The 17370-nt window shown below is 49.6% G+C and carries 14 protein-coding genes; all 14 read right to left on the bottom strand.

Annotated features, from left to right (window positions below; all coding sequences use genetic code 11):
* Positions 1–1050: 1050 nt before the first annotated feature.
* On the bottom strand, positions 1051–4302 hold the full coding sequence (gene icmF / locus AC1MEO_RS17220; RefSeq protein ID WP_480332756.1) for a fused isobutyryl-CoA mutase/GTPase IcmF: 3252 nt from the start codon (positions 4300–4302) through the stop codon (positions 1051–1053).
* A gap of 5 nt (positions 4303–4307) precedes the next feature.
* Complete coding sequence (locus AC1MEO_RS17215; RefSeq protein WP_480332754.1) at positions 4308–4949, bottom strand: TetR/AcrR family transcriptional regulator; 642 nt, start codon at positions 4947–4949, stop codon at positions 4308–4310.
* Between the two features lie 15 nt (positions 4950–4964).
* Positions 4965–6104, bottom strand: coding sequence for an acyl-CoA dehydrogenase (locus tag AC1MEO_RS17210; protein ID WP_480332752.1), 1140 nt, complete (start codon positions 6102–6104; stop codon positions 4965–4967).
* Positions 6105–6119: 15 nt separating this feature from the next.
* Positions 6120–7256, bottom strand: a complete 1137-nt coding sequence (locus AC1MEO_RS17205; RefSeq protein WP_480332750.1) for an acyl-CoA dehydrogenase — start codon at positions 7254–7256, stop codon at positions 6120–6122.
* A gap of 18 nt (positions 7257–7274) precedes the next feature.
* Positions 7275–8126: a 3-hydroxybutyryl-CoA dehydrogenase gene (locus tag AC1MEO_RS17200; protein ID WP_480332748.1), complete on the bottom strand. Its 852-nt coding sequence runs from the start codon at positions 8124–8126 to the stop codon at positions 7275–7277.
* A 2-nt stretch (positions 8127–8128) separates the two neighbouring features.
* Entirely contained in the window at positions 8129–9322 is a 1194-nt protein-coding gene (locus AC1MEO_RS17195) for an acetyl-CoA C-acetyltransferase (RefSeq protein WP_480332746.1), read from the bottom strand.
* Between the two features lie 629 nt (positions 9323–9951).
* Complete coding sequence (locus AC1MEO_RS17190; protein WP_480332744.1) at positions 9952–12087, bottom strand: (Fe-S)-binding protein; 2136 nt, start codon at positions 12085–12087, stop codon at positions 9952–9954.
* A 292-nt stretch (positions 12088–12379) separates the two neighbouring features.
* Complete coding sequence (locus AC1MEO_RS17185) at positions 12380–13057, bottom strand: alpha-ribazole-5-phosphate synthase (protein ID WP_480332742.1); 678 nt, start codon at positions 13055–13057, stop codon at positions 12380–12382.
* Positions 13047–13529, bottom strand: a complete 483-nt coding sequence (locus AC1MEO_RS17180) for an ECF transporter S component (RefSeq protein ID WP_480332740.1) — start codon at positions 13527–13529, stop codon at positions 13047–13049. The genes AC1MEO_RS17185 and AC1MEO_RS17180 overlap by 11 nt, the downstream gene beginning before the upstream one ends.
* A 1-nt stretch (position 13530) precedes the next feature.
* Positions 13531–14121: a cob(I)yrinic acid a,c-diamide adenosyltransferase gene (locus tag AC1MEO_RS17175; protein ID WP_480332738.1), complete on the bottom strand. Its 591-nt coding sequence runs from the start codon at positions 14119–14121 to the stop codon at positions 13531–13533.
* A 119-nt stretch (positions 14122–14240) separates the two neighbouring features.
* A complete protein-coding gene (locus AC1MEO_RS17170) occupies positions 14241–14633 on the bottom strand; it encodes a bifunctional adenosylcobinamide kinase/adenosylcobinamide-phosphate guanylyltransferase (protein WP_480332736.1) in 393 nt (130 codons plus the stop codon).
* Positions 14585–15169, bottom strand: a complete 585-nt coding sequence (locus AC1MEO_RS17165) for a histidine phosphatase family protein (RefSeq protein ID WP_480332734.1) — start codon at positions 15167–15169, stop codon at positions 14585–14587. The genes AC1MEO_RS17170 and AC1MEO_RS17165 overlap by 49 nt, the downstream gene beginning before the upstream one ends.
* Complete coding sequence (gene cobS, locus AC1MEO_RS17160) at positions 15142–15912, bottom strand: adenosylcobinamide-GDP ribazoletransferase (RefSeq protein WP_480332732.1); 771 nt, start codon at positions 15910–15912, stop codon at positions 15142–15144. The genes AC1MEO_RS17165 and cobS overlap by 28 nt, the downstream gene beginning before the upstream one ends.
* A complete protein-coding gene (locus tag AC1MEO_RS17155; protein ID WP_480332730.1) occupies positions 15909–17366 on the bottom strand; it encodes a cobyric acid synthase in 1458 nt (485 codons plus the stop codon). The genes cobS and AC1MEO_RS17155 overlap by 4 nt, the downstream gene beginning before the upstream one ends.
* Positions 17367–17370 lie beyond the last annotated feature (4 nt).

Below are 17370 nucleotides of genomic sequence, written 5' to 3'. Positions count from 1 at the left end.
TTCTTTCTTAACTTAATTCATTATATACAAACTACCTAGTCTCCGCTACCGTGTTTTCTTTTTTCTGGGATCTATTTGTCTCCATCCAAAATAAAACAAATAAAGCGCCAGAATCATAAACGGAATCGATCCCAAAGCTTTATTGTACAGGAAGAAAATCAGTATGACACAGATTGTGATGATTATGTAGTGGATAGCTTTGCGCATAGGATCCATCCTTCTTGGTTTGTGCGATGCGTATTCTTCTATTATACAGAAAAAACGTGTGGATATCGACCGGCCATGTCTTTGAATCGATATTTTGGATGCGTTCTTTTTATTTTTCCGGAAATTTTTTCTTTATTTTAATATGATGCTGGATTTAATTTCTTTACATCTCTCTTTTTTTCCGTTGAACGTGCGTATTTCCTGCTGAACGTGCGTAACGCTCTAAAATAACAAAAAGTTCCTTCCTTAGCCTGCAAGTTAACCCCCGCTTTTCGTGTTCTTTTCAAAAAAGACACAAGCCCCGGCTTTTGACGGGGGTTGTGTCTTTTTTCGTCTTTTAATCCATCTCGCTCTTAGGTCAAAAATTGGCGTAACGACTGCAAATCTTTCTGAACGACTGCAAATTTCTTTGAACGACTGCAAATCTTTCTGAACGACCACAAATCTGTTTGAACGACCACAAATCAAATCCAGCCTGCATTTTCCCATAAAAAAAGTAAGCGGAATCCATTTCCCAATGGATTCCGCTTACTTTCCCGTATTTTATTCAGCGTTTCTTTACCCAAACTCAGATTCTGAGAGCGGATCCGCTTTTCCTTGTCCAGTTGCAAGTGCCTAGCTCTTCGGGTCATAAGTCAACCCGGCTGTGTGGCAAAGAACACCACTCTGCCGGTCTGCCTTATGCCTTTCAGAGCTGAACAGGCACTTTCGCTTTCCCTTTGTCCAGCTCCTCCAGCCTGCTCCTTGGGTCGTAAGCTGCTTTGGCTGTGCGGCTGAAAACACGCCGCTTCGCCAAACCCTCTTACGCCTGTCGGAGCAAAATGGCTGCTTCCGCTTTTCCCACTACATATTCCGTCGATACTGACCGCCGACTTCATACAACGCAGTCGTAATCTGGCCGAGGCTTGCGACTTTTACGGTTTCCATCAGTTCTTCGAAGATGTTGCCGCCGGTCTTCGCCACTTGCTTGAGGCGCTCCAAAGCTTCGGCTGAATCGTTGCGTTCCTGGAAGGCGCGCAGGTTGTTGATTTGTGTTTCTTTTTCTTCCACTGTGGCGCGGGCGATTTCCATCGCGTTGATGTCGTCGTCCGATTGCGGATTCGGGTTCAAGTACGTGTTGACCCCGATGATCGGCAATTCGCCTGTGTGTTTCTTCATTTCGTAATGCATGGACTCTTCCTGGATTTTGCCGCGTTGGTATTGTGTTTCCATCGCGCCCAGGACGCCTCCGCGGTCGTTGATGCGGTCAAACTCTGTCAGCACCGCATCTTCCACCAATTGCGTCATTTCTTCGATGATGAACGCACCTTGCAGCGGGTTCTCGTTTTTCGACAGGCCATGCTCTTTGGTGATGATCATCTGGATCGCCATCGCACGGCGGACCGATTCTTCCGTCGGTGTGGTGATCGCTTCATCGTAGGCATTGGTATGCAGCGAGTTGCAGTTGTCCTGCAGCGCCATCAAGGCCTGCAGCGTTGTGCGGATGTCATTGAAATCGATTTCCTGCGCGTGCAGGCTGCGCCCTGACGTTTGCACATGGTATTTCAGCTTCTGGCTGCGTTCGTCGGCGCCGTATTTATCGCGCATGACGATTGCCCAGATGCGGCGTGCCACACGGCCGATGACGGTATATTCCGGATCCAGTCCGTTCGAGAAGAAGAACGACAAGTTTCCGGCAAAGTCATCAATGTTCATGCCGCGGCTCAAGTAATATTCCACGTACGTGAAGCCGTTGGAAAGCGTAAACGCCAATTGCGAAATCGGATTCGCGCCCGCTTCGGCAATATGGTAGCCCGAAATCGATACGGAGTAGTAATTGCGCACTTTGTGGTCGATAAAGTATTGCTGGATATCGCCCATCATACGAAGCGCGAATTCGGTCGAGAAGATGCAGGTGTTCTGCCCCTGGTCTTCTTTCAGAATATCTGCCTGTACGGTTCCGCGCACCATCTGCAGCGTGCTTTCACGGACTTCGGTAAATTCTTCGACCGTCAACGTGCGGCCCAGTTTTTCTTCATTCAACTTAACCTGCTGATCGATGGCGGTATTCATGAACATCGCCAGGATGATCGGCGCCGGTCCGTTGATGGTCATGGAAACGGACGTCGATGGGGCACACAGGTCGAACCCTGCGTAAAGCTTCTTCATATCGTCCAGTGTACAGATCGATACGCCCGATTCGCCGACTTTCCCGTAAATATCCGGGCGGTGGTCCGGGTCTTCGCCGTAAAGCGTCACCGAGTCAAACGCTGTCGACAAGCGTTTTGCATCGTCGTCTTTCGACAAATAATGGAAACGGCGGTTTGTGCGTTCCGGCGTTCCTTCGCCCGCAAACTGGCGTTTCGGGTCTTCCCCTTCACGTTTGAACGGGAATACCCCAGCTGTATAAGGGAATGAACCCGGTGCGTTCTCCAAATAAACCCATGACAGGATTTCGCCGTAATCGACGAATTTCGGCAACACCACACGCGGCACTTTGATGCCGGATAGGCTTTCTGTGCGCAAGATCGTGCGGATTTCCCGGTCGCGTACGGATGTGACGAATTCATCTCCGGCATACATCTCTTTCAAGGCATCCCAGTTCGCAAGAATGCGCTTGGATTCCGTCGTCAGTTCATCACGGACGCCGTCAGCCAGCGATTCGAGTGAAGCGACCAATGCATCATCCGGCGCTCTTTCCTTAACCGCTTCAATGGCGCCTTCCAATTGGAACAGGCGGCGCGCAAAGGCGGATTGTTCTTTCGTTTTGGCGTGGTAGCCGCGGATTGTGTCCGTCAGCTCGCGCAGGTAATAGCGGCGGTCGTTTGGAATGATGAGGTTCTCTTTTTGGGTTTTGATGAATTTGTCGTAATCCGTCTCCCAATCGGTTCCACATTTTTCATTGACCGTACCCACTAATGCCGCGAACAGGGAATTGGTCCCTTTATCGTTGAACTGGCTGGCGATCGTGCCGTAGACAGGCATGTCGTCCAAATCTTTGTCCCACAGCAGATGGCTGCGCTGATACTGCTTCTGCACTTGGCGAAGCGCATCCTGCGAACCGCTGCGTTCGAATTTATTGATGACAATCAAATCGGCATAATCAATCATGTCGATTTTTTCCAATTGAGAAGGCGCACCAAATTCACTGGTCATGACGTACATGGAGACGTCCGAGAAATTAGCGATTTCCGCATCTCCCTGGCCAATCCCGCTCGTTTCGACGATGATCAAGTCAAAGTCTGCGGCTTTCACGACATCCAACACGTCCCCGATGGCACCCGACAGTTCAGAACGTGAACCGCGCGTTGCCAGGCTTCTCATAAAGACGCGTTTGTTGAAGATGGCGTTCATGCGGATCCGGTCACCCAGAAGGGCACCGCCCGTTTTCTGTTTGGTCGGGTCAATTGACAGAATCGCAATTTTCTTGTCCGGCAGTTCAGACAGGAAACGGCGGATCAATTCATCCGTCAACGAACTTTTCCCAGCTCCGCCTGTTCCGGTGATGCCGAGGACCGGCGTGTTTTTCGTCTGTTCCCGGACCGCTCTCAATAAATCGTCGGTATCAGTGTCGCGCGTGTGGGCTTCTTCCGCTGCTGTAATGACATTCGCCAAGACAACCGGTTCATCGGCTGACAGGTTTTCAATCTTCTGATCCGGCTTTACGGTAGAGAAATCACATTCCTCAACGATTTCCGTAATCATCCCCTGCAAGCCTTTTTTGCGGCCGTCTTCCGGCGAGAAAATACCGGCAATGCCGTATGCTTCCAGCTCTTTGATTTCGCGCGGCAAAATGACGCCTCCGCCTCCGCCGTAAATGCGGATATGCGAAGCGCCTTTTTCCTGCAGCAAATCGTACATATACTTGAAGTATTCCATATGGCCGCCCTGATAGGACGAAATGCAGATGCCCTGGACATCTTCCTGGATTGCCGCATTGACCACTTCTTCAACCGACCGGTTATGGCCTAAGTGAATCACTTCGGCACCGCTCGACTGCAGGATCCGGCGCATGATATTGATGGACGCGTCATGGCCGTCAAAAAGGCTGGACGCTGTGACAAAGCGGATATGGTTTTTCGGCTGATAGGTTTTCGTTTCTTCAATTGTAGCCATTATGATCAAGCCCCCTGTATTGAAATGTTTTCCCCTGCCATCCCCTGCAAAAGAAATTTGGTTTGCATATCGATAAATTCCTGTATGGTGAAATCATTTAATGCCCACCGTCTGAACGCCCACATCTGTCCCTGTACGAATAAATGATGGGAAGCCATGACCACTTCTTTCGGGGTCATCTTGATTTCTCCGCTGTCGACGCATTGCATCAAGAGGCGTTCGAAAATCGCCACCATTTCAAGTTCTTTATTCAACACATAGCTTAATGCGTCTTTCGGCAAGGATTTGGATTCCTGGTACATGACCACGAATTCATCCTGCATATCATCGATCAATGTGTAATAATGCTCGATGGCTGTAACCAGTACGCTGATGGAACCTTGTTCGATATCGAGCCGGTTCAAACGCGTATGCACCTCATCATAAATAGAGTCACAGACGAGATACAGCACGTCTTCTTTGGTCCGGATATATTCGTATAAAGTACCGATGCTAAAACCGGCCGCTTTGGCAATTTCCCGCGTCGTCGTCCGGTGAAAGCCCTTTTCTTTGAAAAGAGTAACCGCTCCGCGAATCATCTGTTCACGGCGCTTTTCAATCAGGCTTTCGTCTTTCACGGAAGACTCAATCTCACGCTTTTTGTTCATAAGGCAACCCTCCGCTTATTTCGTAACCATCCGGGAAATAACCAGGCGCTGGACTTCCTGCGTGCCTTCGTAAATTTGCGTGATTTTCGCGTCGCGCATAAAGCGTTCAACCGGATAATCCTTGGTGTAGCCGTAGCCGCCAAATACCTGAACTGCTTCAACTGTCACTTTCATCGCTGTGTCGCCGGCCATCAATTTCGCCATTGCCGACTCTTTGCTGTAAGACAATTTGTTCGACTCGAGCCATGCTGCCTGATAAGTCAACAGACGGGATGCTTCGATTGAAGTTGCCATATCCGCCAATTTGAATGAAATCCCTTGGTTGACCAGGATCGGCTTGCCGAATTGCTCGCGCTCTTTTGCGTAATCGATCGAAGCGTCAAGTGCGCCTTGTGCAATGCCGACAGCCTGAGCTGCGATGCCGTTGCGTCCGCCGTCAAGCGTCTGCATAGCGATTTTGAAGCCTTGGCCCAGTTCACCCAAAATGTTTTCTTTCGGTACACGGCAGTTGTCGAAAATGATTTCTGTTGTCGGGCTTGAACGGATGCCGAGCTTGCGTTCTTTTTTGCCGACCGAGAAGCCTTCAAAGTCTTTTTCAATGATGAAAGCTGTTGTGCCTTTATGCTTCGATTCCGGGTCAGTTACTGCAAAAACGATATAGATATCTGCAATGCCGCCATTGGTGATGAAGATTTTTGAACCGTTCAATACGTAATGGTCGCCGTCTTCTTTAGCAGAAGTACGCATAGAGCCTGCATCAGATCCCGCAGATGGTTCTGTTAATCCGTAAGCACCGATTTTTGTGCCTTCAGCCATCGGGCGAAGGTATTTCTGTTTTTGCTCTTCTGTTCCGAATGTATAGACCGGCCATCCGGCAAGTGAAGTGTGCGCAGAAAGCGTTACCCCCGTTGATGCGCAGACGCGCGACAATTCTTCAACTGCGATGCAATAAGCCAAATAATCCGATCCGATTCCGCCGTATTCTTCAGGCCATGGAATGCCGGTAAGGCCAAGTTCAGCCATCTTATCAAAGATTTCACGGTCAAAACGCTCTTCTTCGTCACGCTCTTCTGCTGTTGGCGCCACTTCTTTGTTAGCGAAATCCCGTACCATTTTGCGGATCATTTCGTGTTCTTCAGACAGTTGAAAATTCATTTTCCATTCCTCCAATTACTTGATTAGTTGTTTGCTGATGACAATTCGTTGAATTTCGCTGGTGCCTTCATAGATTTCGGTCACTTTAGCGTCGCGGAACAGGCGCTCGACCGGATAGTCTTTCGTATAGCCATAGCCGCCGAACACTTGAATGGCTTCAATCGTGACATCCATTGCCGCTTTCGAAGCGAAAAGCTTCGCCATGGAAGCCTGTTTATTGCAGTCTTTGCCTTTTGAATACAGGTCTGCCGCGCTATAGACCAGCAGCTTTGCCGCCTCTACCTGCGTTGCCATGTCCGCCAACTTAAAGCCGATGCCTTGCTGTTGTGCAATCGGTTTGCCGAACTGTACACGCTCTTTGGCATAGGCCACTGCGTATTCGTATGCCGCTTCAGCGATGCCAAGCGCTTGTGCCGCGATGCCGATCCGTCCAACATTCAAATTCGCCATTGCGATGCTGAATCCTTTATTTTCTTCGCCCAACAGGTTTTCAGCCGGAACCCGCATGTTTTCGAAGGTCAACTGGACCGTCTTCGAACCGTGCAGCCCCATTTTCTTTTCATTTTTTCCGATAATTAAACCCGGTGTATCCTTTTCAACGATAAAAGCCGAAATTCCACGAGAACCTGCAGACGGTTTTGTGGAAGCGAACACGATATAAGTATCTGCTTCCCCGCCGTTGGTAATAAAGACTTTCGAGCCGTTCATGACATAGTCATCGCCGTCGAGGACCGCTTTTGTTTTGAGGCTGCCCGCATCAGATCCTGCCGCGGGTTCCGTTAAACAGAAAGCCCCGAGGTATTCGCCGCTCGCCAGTTTCGGTACATATTTCTCAATTTGCTGCTGTGATCCGAAATTGAGGATCGGGTTGGTGCCGACAGACGTATGGACTGACAGGATGACACCGACCACGCCGCTCGCTTTTGATAGTTCGTGGATGGCCGTGATATAGGAAGTGAAATCCATTTCCGAGCCGCCGTATTTTTCCGGGGCCGTAATTCCCATCAATCCAAGCTCGCCCATTTTCTTCAGAATGGCTGTTGGGAATTCGCCATTTTCCATGTTCTCGATAAACGGTGTAATCTCTTCTTTCGCGAAATCCCGCACCATGTTGCGCATCATAAGCTGTTCATCTGTAAAGTGCAAATCCATTGCGGTTCCCCCTAATTATCATGTGTATTCATAGAAACCGCGTCCGGTTTTCTTGCCTAGCCAACCTGCTTTGACGTATTGGCGCAATAACGGGCTCGGGCGGTATTTGCTGTCGCCGAATCCGTCATGCAGCACTTCCATAATATACAGGCAAGTATCCAATCCAATAAAATCAGCCAATTCGAGCGGCCCCATCGGATGGTTCATGCCGAGTTTCATGATGTCATCGATTGCTTCTTTGGTCGCGACACCTTCCTGAAGCGTGAAAATCGCTTCATTGATCATCGGCATCAGGATGCGGTTAGCGACAAATCCTGGGAAGTCGTTCACTTCTACAGGTGTTTTCGACAGTCGAACCGTCATTTCTTCCACTTTTTTATAGACACTATCTGAAGTTGCCAAACCACGGATAATTTCCACCAATTTCATCACCGGTACCGGATTCATGAAATGCATGCCGATCACTTGCTCGGGGCGGTTGGTGACTGCCGCGATTTCCGTAATCGGAAGAGAAGACGTATTGGTTGCCAGAATCGCATGCTTTGGCGCCACTTCGTCAAGCGTTTTGAAAATGCTGTGCTTGATGGCCATATTTTCGACAGCCGCTTCAATGACGATGTCCACGTCGTGCGCATCTTTAAGATCAAGCGAAGGGGTGATGCGTCCGAGAACTGCTGTTTTTTCATCTTCCGTCATGCGGCCTTTTTCGACATTGCGGGACAGGTTTTTGGTGATGGTCCCGATTCCGCGCTCGTATGCTTCTTGTTTCATATCATTTAATTTCACATCTAGTCCTGCTTGTGCGCAAACCTGCGCGATGCCGGAACCCATTTGTCCGGCGCCAATGACCATTACTTTTTGAATCGACATGCTTATTTTGCCTCCTTAGGAACTTCAATCATGACCGCGTCGCCTTGCCCGCCGCCTGAACAGATGGCTGCGATGCCGATGCCGCCTCCACGGCGTTTTAATTCATAAGCCAAAGTCAGGATGATGCGTGCACCACTTGCTCCGATTGGGTGTCCAAGTGCCACAGATCCGCCGTTGACATTGACTTTTTCAGCGTCTAACCCAGCGATTTTCGAACTTGCGAGTGCGACCGCTGCGAACGCTTCGTTGATTTCAAACAGATCGATGTCATCCAGCGATTTGCCGGTTTTCTTCAATAATTCATTGATGACGATACCCGGTGTCTCCGGGAATCGATGCGGCTCGATCGCCACTTCTGTATGGGACAAGATATGTGCCAATACATTTTTCCCTTCTTTTTGCGCACGTTCTTCGCTCATCAGGACGAGTGCCGCAGCTCCGTCATTGATGCCGGGTGCGTTTCCTGCCGTGATCGTACCGTCCTTGCCGAATGCCGGTTTCAGTTTCGCCAATGCCTCAATTGTTGAATTGGCGCGCGGAGATTCATCCACATCAACTGTGATGGGATCCCCTTTGCGCTGTGGAATGTCGATGGCGACGATTTCTTCCGCAAACAGACTCTTCGCTTTAATGGCGCGCTCATGCGAACGGGCTGACCATTCATCCTGCGCTTCACGCGTCAGGTTGAAATCTTCAGCGGTTGAGTTTCCGTACGTCCCCATATGGACTTTATCCGGATGGAACGAGCAGGACAAACCGTCATGGACCATGCCGTCAATGACTTGAGCATCGCCCATGCGAAGGCCCCAGCGCGCTTTCGGCAAATAATAAGGCGCATTGGACATGGATTCCATGCCGCCTGCAACAATCACTTCTTCATCACCCAAGCGGATGATCTGGTCTGCCAAGGTGACGCTCCGCATGCCGGATGCACATACTTTATTGATGGTTTCAGATTTGACGCTGTAAGGAATGCCTGCTTTTTTCGCTGCCTGGCGTGAAGGGATCTGCCCCTGTCCTGCCTGCAACACATTGCCCATGATGACTTCCTGTACGTCTTCCGGCTTGATGTCCGCGCGGCTCATTGCGGCTTTGATCGCTTCTGCCCCAAGTTCGCTTGCCGTTAAGGTGCTCAAACTTCCTCCGAATTTCCCGAATGCTGTGCGTGCCCCATCGATGATGACTGTTTTTGCCATGATGATTTTCCTCCCCTTTGTGTTTTCGTGTAAACGGTTTCAACTGTGGTAAAAAAATTTAGCTGTTGTAGAAATCGCTGCAGGCGGACGCTTTCCGGGGGTACGGCTTCAGCCGCTTCCCTCGCTTTGCTCAGTCCAGGGTCTTCAGCTCGTACTGATTCCCCAGGAGTCGCCGCCTTTCGCTCTTTCTTTTAAGCATCATTCAGTTATTAGTGAATGAAGAATCATATTTTTCATGCAGCATATGGATTTAAATGGTGTAAACTCCCAAAGGATAGCCATGATGTGCAGAATATCCATAGCATAAAACTTGTTACAAATAAATTAGCTCAACTTATACAATTTTCAATCTAACTGAACTTGCTTTAATCATGTCTAACTTTGTCTTTATTCAATTACTCTCTAATCAAAACGGTTAAAAATATTGCCCCTGTATCGCTTCGGTAGCTTTGCCGCAAATTTTACGAGTTGAATTTCATTCAGCTTATAAAATTGACTGAACGCTCGCTCGGTTTAATTCCAAAAGAAAAGGGAGCATTCACTCCCTTCCTTTTTTTGCTTATGCTGTTATTCTACTCAATTTTCTGTCATTAAGCAATTATTAATTATTGAAGCTTTTTTGCAGTTGTTTACTGGACAATCGCTTCCGGTTCCGGCACTTCATTGCCAAGAACAGCCATTTCCAGCAGCTCAGCCACATCGTATGTGCCAACCTCGTCTTCGACTTCTTTGGCTTTCGTCCCATCTGACAGCATCGTCAAGCAGTATGGACAGCCGGAGGAAATCATCGTCGGATTGACTTCAAGTGCCTGTTCGGTACGGGCAACGTTGACGCGATGGCCTGCATCTTCTTCCATCCACATCATTCCGCCGCCGGCTCCGCAGCACATGCCGTCTTGTCGGTTGCGGACCATTTCGACTAATTCTACGCCTTCGATTGCTTTCAATATCTCGCGCGGTGCGTCATAGACATCGTTGTAGCGGCCGAGGTAGCAGGAATCGTGGAACGTGATTCGCTCGTTTACCGGGAACTGCGGTTTCAAACGGCCCTCCTGGAGCAATTCGAACAGCATTTCGGTATGGTGGTACACTTCGGCTTTGAAACCGAAATCCGGGTACTCGTTTTTAAAGATATTATAGGCATGCGGATCAATCGTGACGATTTTCTTGACTTCCGCTTTTTCAAATTCTTTGATATTGCCAGTCGCCAGTTCCTGGAACAAGAATTCGTTCCCAAGGCGGCGCGGCGTGTCTCCCGAGTTCTTTTCTTTATTGCCGAGAATCGCGAATTTCACACCGGCTTCATTCATCAAGCGGGCAAATGACAACGCGATTTTCTGTGAGCGGCTGTCGAATGAACCCATTGATCCAACCCAGAACAGGAATTCAAACTCTTCGCCGGCTTTGTTCATTTCTTTTACTGTTGGAATCGAAATATCTGGACGTGCATCTCTCCAGTTTTCTTTTTCTTTGCGGTTAAGGCCCCAAGGATTGCCCTGCTTCTCGATGTTCGTCATCGCGCGTTGAGCATCTTTGTCCATTTTCCCTTCGGTCATTACCAGGTAACGGCGAAGGTCGATGATTTTGTCGACGTGCTCGTTCATAACCGGACATTGGTCTTCACAGTTACGGCATGTCGTACACGCCCAAATTTCTTCTTCTGTGATAATGTCGCCGATCAGGCTTGGGCTGTATAGCTCGTCGATGCTGATTCCTTCAGCGCCGGCAGCCATCGCCAATTGGTTTCCTTGCGTATTGCTGAATGCCATTGCCGGCACCCATGGTTTTTTCTGTGTCATGACTGCGCCTGTATTTGTCAGGTTGTCACGGAGTTTTGTAATAAGATCCATCGGAGACAGCATTTTGCCTGTTCCGGTTGCCGGACACATATTCGTACAGCGTCCGCATTCTACGCAGGCATAGAAATCGATCATCTGCCCCTGAGTAAAGTCGGTGATTTTCCCGACGCCGAATGAAGGCATGGCATCCGGATCTTCTTCGTCTTCCATTTCTTCGAAGTTGATCGGCTTCAAGCGTCCAACGTGATCAACTCGGTGGAACCAGGTGTTGACCGGTCCGAAGATCAAGTGAGCATGCTTGGATTGTGGTACGTAAACCAGGAACGTCAATAGGCAAAGCAGGTGCACCCACCACATGACATAGAAAATAGCAGCCGCAGCAGCTACTGGCAGCCCAGAGAATAAGATCGCGAATACAGAAGCAACCGGCTCTGTCCAAGCTGTTTCATGGCCTTGCCAGATCATGCTTGCACCGTTCCCGACCAGTACAGACACCATCAATGTGCCGAGGAAGATTAGGACCAAGCCCGCTTTCCAGCCGCGTTTCAAGCGAACCAATTTCTCGATATATCTTCTATAGAATGCCCATACGACAGCAACCAAAATCGTCAACGTGACGATTTCCTGGAAAAATGTGAATGCCGGATAAAGCGGCCCTAGTGGAAGATGCGCTCCTGGCACCAAGCCTTTGATGATGAAATCAATGGCACTTGCCTGCACTAATAGGAATCCATAAAAGAAAATGACGTGTATGGTTCCGCTCTTTTTGTCTTTCAGCAGCTTCTTTTGGCCAAACACATTGACCATGACTTTGCGCAAACGCTCGTTGAAATTCTCTTCGAATTCGACTTTCTTGCCGAGCTTGATGAAATCATATCTCGACTTCAGCAAATAGATGAAAAGATAGACACCGTAAGCGACTATCGCTATGAATAAAACCCAGTTTGCAATAAGTAATGGCTCCATCGTAAAATCCCCCTTGTGTGTATATTCTAAAAATTCCTTATTCAAAGTTTACGTGAATGACAATAGATTGTCGATACTATGTTCTATATTAAAATATGAATGAGCATTCAGTCAACCTATATTTAAAAGTTTTTTCAATATATTGTTATCGCCTTATGTAAAATGGGAGATCAGATCGTGGATCACAGGAATCCGCTTTAGGCGTTGATTGGGATATACTGCTTTTAGAGTTCCAGAAACCGTTCACAGACAGAAAAAAACATCATCCATTTTAGTGGATGATGCACTTGCTTTATTCCAATCCCATCTGAAAAAGATTTTCTCCGAAGGACTCCTGAACACGTCCGCTGTTTGCTGGCAATACACCAATCAGGACACAGGTTGCCGGCCCAGCGGAGCTGTCGACATTAAGAGCGGCAGAAAATTTTTGGGAATTGCCCATCAACAATTCCACTTCATGCGCAATCCCTTTCGATCCGACTGGCCAGATGCGTTCAATCAACCCTGATTCGATAGCCTTCTTGATGATAGCAAGATCAGCGATTTGATCGATCTTCGCCAACACGTCTTCTCCGAACAGCGGAACGCCGTAGACGAACCACTGCAGCGATTCGGCAGGTGCCGGCTTGCGGTGCTGTTTGCCGATCATCGTCACGGCGATGCCGGATTGCAGCGTCGGCATATTGGTTTCCGTGCTGCCTGAAACTGGCGGCAACGGCGTTTGGGCTTCTGCGAAAAGTTCGGCGATGCCAGCCATATAGGCATCCCATTGATCGGCTCCGCTGAAATTATGCAGCAGCAAGGCATGCGGTTCGCTGCCCGCCGCCCATTGCTCGAGCAGCGCAACCCGTGCCGCAAACTTAGCGGTGACGGAGTCGGGAGCGTATACTGCATCATCCGGTTTTTCACCGATTGCCGCTGAATTATCCGAGGTGATGACAAAGCCGTCTATTAACAGTTCATGGCGCATGGTGCATTCCTCCACGGAATTTCAGTACATGCGGCATCAGTAAAGCAGCGACTCCAGCGTTGATGGACGCGGCAATCACCAATCCGGGCACCGAAGCGTAGAAAAATGCCGGTGACAGCAGGAAATAGAACGGAACGGCCGCAAGCACTCCGTTGCCGACGATGAATGCCGGCCATTTCAGCCAGTGTTTGCCGGCTTGATGCAATTTAGCAAACAGCCAGACGACTGCCCACATTTCAAGCGCAATGATGAGGTGAAACGGTCCGAGCGGCATGCCGCCGAACAAAGCCGAAATCAAATGGCCGAATGCCGCAATGGTTCCGGCAAGCGGTGCTGAAAAGAACAGGACCGCCACAAGTGCCGGCATCGAATCAAGTGCGATGGACGCGACGCCGAGCGGAATCTTAATCATGCCTCCGATTGCGGACAAGCTGATGAACAAAGCCGCAAGTGCCAGTTTTTTCGTCGACAACTCAATCCACCGACTTTTTGCTGCGCCCGCCATTCTTGAACACTTTGGCGCTGCGTACATATTCGTTATCCGGAACACCGGCGCGCGAATTGACGACGCGGGATGCAGCGAACAAGTAATCAGACAGGCGGTTCAAATAACGCTGGACCACCGGTGGGAACTCTTCCCCTGCTCTCATCAAGGTCACCGTCTGGCGTTCTGCACGGCGCGTGATGGTGCGCGCGATATGCAGCGTCGCAGCCGCGGGAGATCCACCTGGCAGGATAAAACGCTCCAGCAAAGGCGGTTCTTCCATTAGTTCATCGATGCGTTTTTCCAGAATTTCTACAGGCTCTTCCGTCATTTTGAAATTGGGTTCTTTACGGACATCGGCCAAATCGCCGCCGCAATCGAATAATTCGTTTTGGATCGCTTCCAGATCCACCAGCAGATCCGCATATGTTTCCGGTGCCAATTCTGTCATTGCCTTGCCGATAAATGAATTCACTTCGTCGATGGTGCCATAAGCTTCTACGCGCGGCGCATCTTTGTCCGTACGCGCTCCAATCAAACTGGTCTGCCCTTTATCTCCTGTTTTCGTGTAAATCTTCATCTTTATCCGCCCCTTTTCTCCCGCTTTGCGGACAGCAGGATTCCAGCTGTCCGTTAACGCCTGATTGGTTCAACAAACACCCCGTCGAAAATATAAACTCTTTTCAACTGGATGAACTTTCATTTGATCTTTTCTGGTATGCCGTACCAAATCCGTGTAACTTTTTCAGCTTCCGAAAATAAAAACTGGTACAGCCGTCCGATAACATCACGCATTTCCCGTTCAATCCGCTCAGTCGGCACGATACCGCGGTTCAGATCCGTTAAAATCCAAATCTGCTGCGCTTGTCCGCCATTTACTGCTTTCCTGACTTGCTCCATCAATTGCTCTTCTGAAAAACCCTGTTCAATTTGCCGCTTGACCCAATGCTCCAAACCAGCGATGACAGCAATCCCTTTCGCAGCTGCCGTTTCTGGCAGGCTGCCTTCATGCCAATCGATGGCTTGTCCTTCTAATTGGTCTTTCACATATTGCCGTTTGCCGTTAAAGGCTCCACCGAAAACGATGTGCATAATGCCCGCTCCTCGAACGCTTGGCGGCTTTGCCAAATTAAGGTGTGGCAGCCGCCGTGCAGCGCAATTTGATCTTGAAATTTTTCTCCCAAAGCTTGGGCCATCAGGTAACGAATCGGACCGCCATGGACAACCAGCGTAATTCGGTTGCCCTCCGGCAGTTTCCGTATGCCCTGTTCGACCCGTTCCGCCATGTCTGCCAGGCTTTCACCGCCAGGCGGCCGGATCTTCCATGGTTCGTCTATCCAATTTCGGTATAATTGATTCTCTTTCAGTTCTTCATAGGTTTTCATTTCCCATTCGCCGAAATGGCATTCCCGCAAATCCCGGTTTGCCAGGTAGGCGGCATTTGGAAACAGCCTAGCTGCCGTCTGGCGGCACCGCTTTAAGTCACTGCCGATCACATTTTTCAATTCCAGGTCGGGTTCTGCCCGAAACGGCAAAATCGACTCGTCAGTCCAGCCGATATAGCGTTTTTGTTGATTGCCTCGTGTAGGGGCATGGCGGATTAAACGAAGAACAAAAGACTGGTCCATAATAGAATCTCCACTCCTTCCACATAAGCACCAAACAAGTCACCGGTCACTCCACCGAAATTCCGCAGGCACCAGGCGCGGAACAGCCAGAGCGAAACGAGCAGCAGCGCAAGCAGGATCAACGCTATCCAGAAAGTTGTGCTCCAAGACAAGAAGACAAAACTGATAGCCAATAAAATAACAGCTGCGCGCTTTAGTTTACTGGAGTCCGCATGCTGCTGGAAGAATGCAGCCAAACCTTCCCGCTTTGCTGATTTCGTCGAGCTGAATAGGATCAACAACCCTATTCTGGATAATATCGGAACAAATAAAACCAACACCAGCGAAACACTAGCTAGGGATTCTGCTGCGATGATGATTTTCCCGACAATCGACAGCAGCAAAACCATGGTGCCGAATGCGCCAATCCGGGGATCTCCCATGATCTCCAACCGCTTTTCCCGGTCCTGATAGGAAAAGTAAGCATCCCCCGTATCAGCGAGGCCATCCATGTGCAATCCGCCAGTCAGCACGATGCTGATCACTACAACTGCAAAGCCGATCAGCAATGAACTCGCGTCAGTCGTTTCCCGCAGCAGCCAAACCGATCCTGCCAGAATGTTTCCAAGGAGCAGACCCAATACAGGCAGCATGGCGTACATCGCAGTGATATGAGCTCCTTCCATCGGCAGCTGTTTTTTCACCGGGATCACCGAGAAAAATTGAAGTGCCAATAGAAACCCTGTTCCCCACTGGCGGCTCATCGGCTTGCCTCCATGATTTCTTCGACTTTTTGCCAGTCCAGATGTTCTTTCACGTGCTCTGCCCAGCGGTCAAAAGGATCCGGCACGGCTTCAGGCGCCGGCGACGGCAGATTCTTCTTTTTCCGGATCGGTGCCAGAAAAGCGCTGCGGCAATGGGGGTCACGGAAAAACCCATGCAGATGCGTACCCAATAAACGTTCTCGGAAATGTCCTTCCACAGTGTTTTCGCATTGCAGGAGTGGATGAGCAGATCTAGTCGCTTTGCCGTGATGGATTTCGTAGCCGTCCACTTTAATAGGCCTCTCTGCAAATTCCACTATGCCGCTTTGCCGTTGGACCACTTTCTGTTTTTCAAAACGGACGTGCATATTCGGCACCAGGCCGAACCCTTCTTCGCTTTCTGCAGCGAAGCCGTCATGGCCTTCCGGGTCCGACAGGGTTTCGGCAAACATCTGAAATCCTCCGCATAAGCCGACAATCCAGGTATCTTCCTTCAACGCTTGGATTTTGGCGCCAAGCCCCTGCTCCTTCCAGTAGCGCAGATCAGCAATCGTACTTTTGGTGCCAGGCAACAAGAGGATATCGGGATGTCCGATAGCTTCAACCGTTTCCGCCCAGCGGATCGTTACATCCGGTTCATTCAAAAAGGGTTCAATATCTGTAAAATTCGAGATATAAGGATGTCTGCAAATCACCAGTTCGATCGCCTCTTTAACACCGGATACCCGTTGAACCCTCTGAACACCGAGCGAATCTTCCTGTTCGATTTCATGGCTGGCCATATAGGGGATGACGCCGAGCACCGGAATGCCAGTATAGGATTCTAAGAAACGGACCCCATCATCAAAAAGTCGGGCATCGCCGCGGAATTTATTGATGATCAGTCCTTTAACACGCTCCGGTTCAGGCGTCAGCGCAAGCGTTCCGACAATCGATGCAAACACGCCGCCGCGTTCAATGTCGGCAACAAGAATCACCGGAACATCCGCACGTTTGGCGACTGTCATATTGACCAGTTCCCGGTCGTTCAAATTGACTTCGGCCGGACTGCCGGCGCCTTCGATGACCACATGGGTAAAATCTTTTGCCAGATTGCCCAGTGCCTGATCGATTGCAGCTAGCCCTTTTTCATAAAACTGCGACCGGTAATCCATGCCGTCCATCGTCTCCAGTTTTTTGCCGAACAAGACCACTTGCGATTTCATGCCGCTTTCAGGCTTCAGCAGGATCGGATTCATATTGACCGTCGCCGTTGTCCGGGCGGCTTCCGCCTGAACGCCCTGCGCACGGCCGATTTCTTCGCCCCATACCGTCACATAGGAATTATTCGACATGTTCTGCGATTTGAAAGGTGCCACTTTCCGTCCCTCATCAGAAAAGATTCGGCAAAAAGCGGTACAGATCATGCTTTTCCCGACATCTGAAGCGGTGCCTTGAATCATTATTCCGCGCATTTTT

Source organism: Planococcus sp. BI3 (assembly GCF_056680115.1).
Note: the sequence above shows the minus strand (reverse complement) of the source record. Positions and strands in the feature narration are given on the sequence as shown.

Bases quoted from the DNA above. Each gene is read 5' to 3' on its own strand.
- AC1MEO_RS17210 (WP_480332752.1), bottom strand. From the start codon at position 6,104: ATGAATTTTCAACTGTCTGAAGAACACGAAATGATCCGCAAAATGGTA.
- AC1MEO_RS17165 (WP_480332734.1), bottom strand. From the start codon at position 15,169: ATGGACCAGTCTTTTGTTCTTCGTTTAATCCGCCATGCCCCTACACGA.
- icmF (WP_480332756.1), bottom strand. From the start codon at position 4,302: ATGGCTACAATTGAAGAAACGAAAACCTATCAGCCGAAAAACCATATC.
- AC1MEO_RS17215 (WP_480332754.1), bottom strand. From the start codon at position 4,949: ATGAACAAAAAGCGTGAGATTGAGTCTTCCGTGAAAGACGAAAGCCTG.
- cobS (WP_480332732.1), bottom strand. From the start codon at position 15,912: ATGAGCCGCCAGTGGGGAACAGGGTTTCTATTGGCACTTCAATTTTTC.
- AC1MEO_RS17205 (WP_480332750.1), bottom strand. From the start codon at position 7,256: ATGGATTTGCACTTTACAGATGAACAGCTTATGATGCGCAACATGGTG.
- AC1MEO_RS17155 (WP_480332730.1), bottom strand. From the start codon at position 17,366: ATGCGCGGAATAATGATTCAAGGCACCGCTTCAGATGTCGGGAAAAGC.
- AC1MEO_RS17190 (WP_480332744.1), bottom strand. From the start codon at position 12,087: ATGGAGCCATTACTTATTGCAAACTGGGTTTTATTCATAGCGATAGTC.
- AC1MEO_RS17175 (WP_480332738.1), bottom strand. From the start codon at position 14,121: ATGAAGATTTACACGAAAACAGGAGATAAAGGGCAGACCAGTTTGATT.
- AC1MEO_RS17195 (WP_480332746.1), bottom strand. From the start codon at position 9,322: ATGGCAAAAACAGTCATCATCGATGGGGCACGCACAGCATTCGGGAAA.
- AC1MEO_RS17200 (WP_480332748.1), bottom strand. From the start codon at position 8,126: ATGTCGATTCAAAAAGTAATGGTCATTGGCGCCGGACAAATGGGTTCC.
- AC1MEO_RS17185 (WP_480332742.1), bottom strand. From the start codon at position 13,057: ATGCGCCATGAACTGTTAATAGACGGCTTTGTCATCACCTCGGATAAT.
- AC1MEO_RS17170 (WP_480332736.1), bottom strand. From the start codon at position 14,633: ATGCACATCGTTTTCGGTGGAGCCTTTAACGGCAAACGGCAATATGTG.